Consider the following 6,805-nt stretch of genomic DNA (forward strand, 5'->3'; position numbering starts at 1 on the left):
AATATTTTCTTTTTTGTGGTTTTGGTATTTTTCGCGTTTTCTTTCTTTGGTTTTTATGAAATTACCTTGCCAAGTTCTTGGGGAAATAAAATGGATGATGCTTCTTCTGTTGGTGGCATTATTGGCATCTTTTTTATGGCATTAACGTTAGCAATTGTTTCCTTTTCTTGTACAGGACCAATTTTAGGTTCTTTATTAGCTGGTTCTTTAACTTCAGATGGTGGTGCAACACAATTAACAGCAGGAATGACAGGTTTTGGTTTGGCTTTGGCTTTGCCTTTTGCGTTGTTTGCATTATTTCCAAACTGGTTAAATTCTTTGCCAAAATCTGGTGGATGGTTAAACACCACAAAAATCGTTTTAGGTTTTTTAGAATTGGCTTTGGCTTTTAAGTTCTTATCCAATGCAGATTTAGTTGCACATTGGGATTTGTTAAAACGTGAAGTTTTCATCGGGATTTGGATTGTTATTTTTAGTGGTTTAGCACTTTATTTATTTGCTAAAATTAGATTTCCACACGATTCTCCAATGAAAAAATTATCGTTTTTAAGAATTTCATTTGGAGTTTTAGTCATCAGTTTTGTGATTTATATTACACCTGGAGTTTTAAAAAATCCGACATGGAATTTAAGTGTATTAAGTGGTTTTCCTCCTCCACAATTTTATAGCATTTACGAGCAAGAAAGCGATTGTCCTTTAGGTTTAGATTGCTATAAAGATTTTGAGCAAGGTTTGGCAAAAGCAAAAGAAGTAAATAAACCAATTTTGTTGGATTTTACAGGCTGGGCATGTGTGAATTGTAGAAAAATGGAAGAAAATGTTTGGAGCGAACCCGATATTTATCAAACATTAAAAAACGATTTTATTTTAATTTCTTTATATGTTGATGATTATGAAAAAGAGTTGCCAGAAGCGCAACAATTCGATTTTTTAAAAGCAAATGGAAACGTTAAAAAGATAAAAACTTTCGGAGACAAATGGTCAACTTTTCAGGTAATTAATTTTAAAAATGCTTCTCAGCCTTTTTATGTACTACTAAGTCCAGATTTAGAAATACTCAATAATTCACAACAATATACAGATAGAGATACTTATTATGCTTGGTTAAAAGAAGGTTTGCAAACTTTTAATAACAAGTAAATAGTTTAATATTAAGATTTTATTATCTATGAACTCGTTACAATTTCCAAATCCACTTTCTGTTCAACCACAGTTTAAAAAATAATAATTTCAGTACTTTTGATCAGAAATTAAACATTTGCAAAAATAGTGAGTGAATTTCTATCGTTTTCGTAATTTTTTTAGACATTATTCCTAAAAACCTAGCCTCTTTAATTTTGGTTTTTTGTAATTTCACAATATAAAAATTCGAAAAAATGTCTTCATTACCCGAACTTGCTAGATTTAACGATAATGTGTTGTCTAAATACCAAATTTACAATAGTATTTTTATTACACTTCCTTTTGACACCATTAACAATACAGGTGTTTTATTACCTCTTTTTCATAAAGTTTGTGAAAAAGGCTTTAAGCTAGGGTTGAATCCTACTGAAATTGTAGAAAAATTTTTTAAGAAATACCAAGAAAATCCTTTAGAAAAAGATAAAACAGATTTACTTTTTCAGTTTATACAATACATTGAACGTCAAGTGGTTTTGTTTGATGCTGTAGAAGATGCTGCTTTTCCGATTGTAAATAATATGGATGGAATTGGCACACTTCGTAACTCTACAGAAACTGCTTTTTTGAGCGATAAAAAAGAAGCCTTAAAAAAACATTTAGAAGAGTTTAAAGTACGTATTGTTTTAACTGCACACCCAACACAATTTTATCCAGGTTCTGTTTTGGGAATTATTACAGATTTAGATCAAGCTATTCAAAACGACGATCTATTGCTCATAAAAAAACTATTAGCTCAATTAGGAAAAACGCCTTTTTATAAAAAATCTAAACCAACACCTTATGATGAAGCTGTGAGTTTAATTTGGTATTTAGAAAATGTATTTTATCATTCTGTTCCTAAAATATACAATTATATTCAGCATAACATTTATGATGGAAAGCCTACAGATAACGAAATAATTGATCTTGGTTTTTGGCCAGGAGGAGATAGAGATGGAAACCCTTTTGTAACAACTCAGATCACTTTAGATGTTGCAGAAAGATTGCGTCAATCGATTTTAAGAAGTTATTACAGAGATGTAAGACGCCTAAAAAGACGTTTTACTTTTGATGGAGTTCAAGAAATTTTAGGCAGAGTAGAAAAGCGTTTGTATAAACATGTAGTTAGAAGTTATGCAAAGGTGAATTTTTCTCAAAAAATACTTTTATCAGAATTAGAAGATGCAAGAAATATTATAGTAGAAAAACATAATTCTTTATTTATAGAAGAGTTAAACGACTTTATAAATAAGGTAAGAATCTTCGGATTTCACTTTGCAACCTTAGATATAAGACAAGATAGTAGAGTGCATCATAAAGCATTTACGCAAATTGTAGATGATTTATTAGCAACTGGAGATACCACTTTTCCAAAAAATTATCACAATTTATCTGAACAAGAACAAATTGAAGTTTTAGCAGTTGTGAAAGGAAATATTGATCCTGAAATTTTAACTGATGAAATGTCTGTAAGCACTATAGAATCTATTTATGCACTGAAAACCATACAAGGCAGAAATGGAGAAAGAGGTGCCAATAGATATATTATTAGCAATAATCAATCTGCGTTAAATGTAATGCAAACTTTTGCAATGCTAAATTTATGTGGTTTTGAAAATGAATTACCAGTTGATGTAATTCCACTTTTTGAAACTGTAGAAGATTTAAAAAATGCAGAAAACGTAATGCGAACTTTGTATACAAATAAAACCTACAGGTATCATTTAGTAAAAAGAAAAAATAAACAAACCATTATGTTAGGCTTTTCTGATGGTACAAAAGATGGTGGTTATTTAATGGCAAATTGGGGGATTTTTAAAGCAAAAGAAGCTTTAACAAGAATCTCTAGAGAATTTGATATTGAGGTTATTTTCTTTGATGGACGAGGAGGACCACCAGCAAGAGGTGGAGGAAAAACGCATCAGTTCTATGCTTCTTTAGGCCCAACAATTGAAGACAAAGAAATTCAATTAACCATTCAAGGACAGACCATTAGCTCTAATTTTGGCACATTAGATTCCTCTCAATTTAATTTAGAACAATTAATAAGTTCTGGAATTAAGAATGAGGTTTTTACAAAAGATCAAATGAATGATGCTCACAGAGAACTGATTGAAGATTTAGCTAATATTAGTTATAAAACCTATGTAGATTTTAAAAATCATCCACAGTTTTTGCCTTATTTAGAAAAAATGAGCACCTTAAAATATTACGCAAAAACCAATATTGGTAGTAGACCAAGTAAACGTTCAAATTCTGATACTCTAGATTTTTCTGCTTTAAGAGCCATCCCTTTTGTTGGCAGTTGGAGCCAGTTAAAACAAAATGTTCCAGGATTTTTTGGTGTTGGAACTGCTATTAAAAAATATGAAGACGCTGGAAGATTTGATGAAATTGTAGATTTTTACAACGCATCAGATTTCTTTAAAACACTGTTAGAAAATAGTATGATGAGTTTATCAAAATCATTTTTTGGATTGACTGAATACATGGCCAGCGATCCTGTTTTTGGGGAATTCTGGAAACTTATTCACACAGAATTTGAAACTACAAAACGTTTGTTGTTAAAATTAGCAGGTCATACTGTATTGATGGAAAACCATCCTGTTGGAAAAGCGTCTATTGATATTCGAGAAAGCATAGTTTTACCATTATTAACCATTCAGCAGTTTGCTTTAAAGAAAATTCAAGAGCTTCAAAAAACAGCAGGCAATGAAGCAGAAATTGAAATTTACGAAAAAATGGTGATGCGTTCTTTATTTGGGAACATTAATGCAAGTAGAAATTCGGCTTAAGACTAGTTTAGAAAATAATAAATTAAAATGCAATCTATATTTTGATTGCATTTTTTTTATGCCTTATTTTTTTTTACTTTTAAAGAAAAAAATATGCTCGTAAAAGTTTTTGGCTCGGCTGTTTTTGGCATTGAAGCCACAACAATTACTGTAGAAGTAAATATTGATAAAGGAATTGGTTATCATTTAGTAGGCTTGCCAGACAAAGCAGTAAGTGAAAGTTCATTCAGAATTTCTGCAGCTTTAAATAACAATAACTATAAACTTCCAGGAAAGAAAATCATTATAAATATGGCACCTGCAGATATTCGAAAAGAAGGTGCTTCTTATGATTTAACTTTGGCTATGGGAATTTTAGCGGCTTCCAATCAAATAAAATCAGAAAACATAAATGAATATATTATTATGGGCGAACTTTCTTTAGATGGAAGTTTGCAACCCATAAGAGGTGTTTTGCCAATGGCAATTAAAGCCAGAGAAGAAGGTTTTAAGTATTTTATTTTACCAAAAGAAAATGCTAAAGAAGCTGCCATTGTAAATGATTTAGAAGTTTTAGGTGTCGAAAATATTTTAGAAGTAATCCATCATTTTAATGGTGATGAAAAAATAGCACCTACCATTGTTGATACAAGAGCCGAGTTTTATAAAAACATCGATTTTCCAGAATTCGATTTTTCTGATGTAAAAGGTCAAGAATCTATAAAACGCTGTATGGAAATTGCAGCTGCTGGTGGTCATAACATCATTTTAATTGGTCCTCCAGGTTCTGGGAAAACCATGTTAGCCAAAAGATTGCCAAGTATTTTACCACCTATGACTTTGCATGAAGCTCTGGAAACTACTAAAATTCATTCTGTAGTTGGTAAAACTAAAAACAACGGATTGTTATATCAAAGACCTTTTAGGAGTCCACATCATACGATTTCGAATGTTGCTTTAGTTGGTGGAGGCCAATATCCAAAGCCTGGAGAAATTTCACTTTCGCACAATGGAGTTTTATTTTTAGACGAATTACCAGAATTTAAAAGAGAAGTTTTAGAAGTAATGAGGCAACCTTTAGAAGATAGAGATGTTACGATTTCTAGAGCCAAGTTTACTGTTACTTATCCTTGTTCTTTTATGTTGGTGGCAAGTATGAATCCTTCTCCATCAGGATTTTTTAACGACCCAAGTTCGCCAATGACCTCATCTCCACAGGAAATGCAGCGTTATTTAAGTAAAATTTCGGGTCCACTTTTGGATAGAATTGATATTCATATAGAAGTAACTCCTGTTCCTTTCGAAAAATTATCTGAGGAACGAAAAGGAGAATCATCTGTAGAGATTAGAAAACGAGTTTCTGCAGCAAGGGATTTACAATCTAAACGATTTGATGATTTTGAAAACGTGCATTACAATGCGCAAATGAGTGTGAAACAAATTCGAGAATTTTGCAAATTATCAGAAGAAAGTTTATCACTTTTAAAAACAGCGATGGAAAAACTAAATCTTTCTGCAAGAGCTTACGACCGAATTTTAAAAGTATCTAGAACGATTGCAGATTTGGCAAATGACAAGGACATATCTCCAAACCATATTGCAGAAGCTATTCAATATAGAAGCTTGGATAGAGATGGTTGGTTGGGTTAAAAATTTAATTTTAGTAAAACCAAAGAACCCTTAAAATGTAACTTCATTTTAAGGGTTCTTTATTAATTTTGGGTTTTATGTATTAAAAACCTTTATACTTTTTAATTGAATTGTATCTTTTTAGTTCCTAAATTTTGATTCGTCGTGTACATTTTTAAAAACATAATTCCTGGTTTTACATCTACATTTAAGTTTATTTTGTTCTGTCCTGAGGATAGTAATAATTTATTGTTGTAAACTACTTTTCCAGTAATATCGTACAATATGATAGAAGCTTGTTCAGCATTATTGCTATAAACTAGTACATTAAAGTTACCTTTTGATGGATTAGGATATACTTCTAATTCTTTTATTAAAGAACTATTCATGGTTGATATTCCTAAAGTTTTTGCACTAGAATTAACTGCTTGCACAGTTACTGCCACTTGTGCTATAGAAGTATCTCCACTTGCATCTTCAATCATGTAATAAAAATGATCTACACCTGTAAAATCAGTTTTTGGTGTGTAAATAATAACATCATCTAATGGACTATCTGTACCTTTTGTATCTACTACAACAGTGCCTTGTTCACTTAAACCTGATAGTGTACCATTTAAAAATGTTAATCCATTTGTTGCTGCTCCATCTGTTCCAAAATCATCTACTCCAGAGCCATTGTCTGCAAATACATCTAAATTAGTTGTGGTATTTTGAACTACTGTAATCGCATCTCCTTTGGCAATTGCAATACCATTAACTGCATTTACGGTTTCTACAGTAACTGTAACTGTTGCAGTTGCTGTATCATCATTTACATCTTTAATTGTATAAGTAAAAATATCTTGACCTGTAAAATCGGTTGCTGGTGTATATGCTACTTTTCCATTTACAATAGTTATGGTTGCTCCATTTGTATTGCTTAATGCATTAATTGTTAAAGATTCTGTTTGATGTGCTCCTGCAGTTCCAAAACTATCATTTGCTAATACATCTATCACTTTTGCAACACTACTATTTTTTATTGCTGATGCTGAATCATTTACTGCTAATAAAACCAAAGCTGCTGGAGTAACTGTTACTGTTACTGTTGCTGTAGATCCATTTCCATTGACATCTGTAATTGTGTAATTAAAAGAGTCTATTCCTATAAAATCTGTTCTTGGTGTATAAGATACAATTCCTGTACTTGAATTTAATGACAACTCTGAACCTACATTTGTATAAAATGCTGAAAGTGA

The 6,805-nt window shown here is 31.3% G+C and carries 4 protein-coding genes; 3 read left to right on the forward strand and 1 reads right to left on the reverse strand.

The annotated features are described in order from the left end of the window. From WAO74_RS00410 to WAO74_RS00420, 3 genes are all read left to right on the forward strand, one after another. Nucleotides 1-1,140, forward strand: a 1,140-nt coding sequence (locus tag WAO74_RS00410) for a protein-disulfide reductase DsbD family protein (RefSeq protein ID WP_422158747.1), incomplete at its 5' end; no start/stop codon positions are given. Between the two features lie 236 nt (nucleotides 1,141-1,376). Next, nucleotides 1,377-3,956 (forward strand): phosphoenolpyruvate carboxylase, encoded by a 2,580-nt coding sequence (locus WAO74_RS00415; RefSeq protein ID WP_422158749.1) that lies wholly within the window; start codon nucleotides 1,377-1,379, stop codon nucleotides 3,954-3,956. Nucleotides 3,957-4,049: 93 nt separating this feature from the next. Beyond that, nucleotides 4,050-5,585 (forward strand): YifB family Mg chelatase-like AAA ATPase, encoded by a 1,536-nt coding sequence (locus WAO74_RS00420; protein ID WP_422158750.1) that lies wholly within the window; start codon nucleotides 4,050-4,052, stop codon nucleotides 5,583-5,585. A 101-nt stretch (nucleotides 5,586-5,686) separates the two neighbouring features. On the opposite strand, the gene WAO74_RS00425 is transcribed toward WAO74_RS00420, so the two are convergent. Next, on the reverse strand, nucleotides 5,687-6,805 hold a 1,119-nt coding region (locus tag WAO74_RS00425), incomplete at its 5' end, for an Ig-like domain-containing protein (protein WP_422158752.1).

Source organism: Polaribacter sp., from assembly GCF_049276715.1.
In the GTDB taxonomy this organism is placed as follows: domain Bacteria; phylum Bacteroidota; class Bacteroidia; order Flavobacteriales; family Flavobacteriaceae; genus Polaribacter.

Bases quoted from the DNA above. Each gene is read 5' to 3' on its own strand.
- WAO74_RS00415 (WP_422158749.1), top strand. From the start codon at position 1,377: ATGTCTTCATTACCCGAACTTGCTAGATTTAACGATAATGTGTTGTCT.
- WAO74_RS00420 (WP_422158750.1), top strand. From the start codon at position 4,050: ATGCTCGTAAAAGTTTTTGGCTCGGCTGTTTTTGGCATTGAAGCCACA.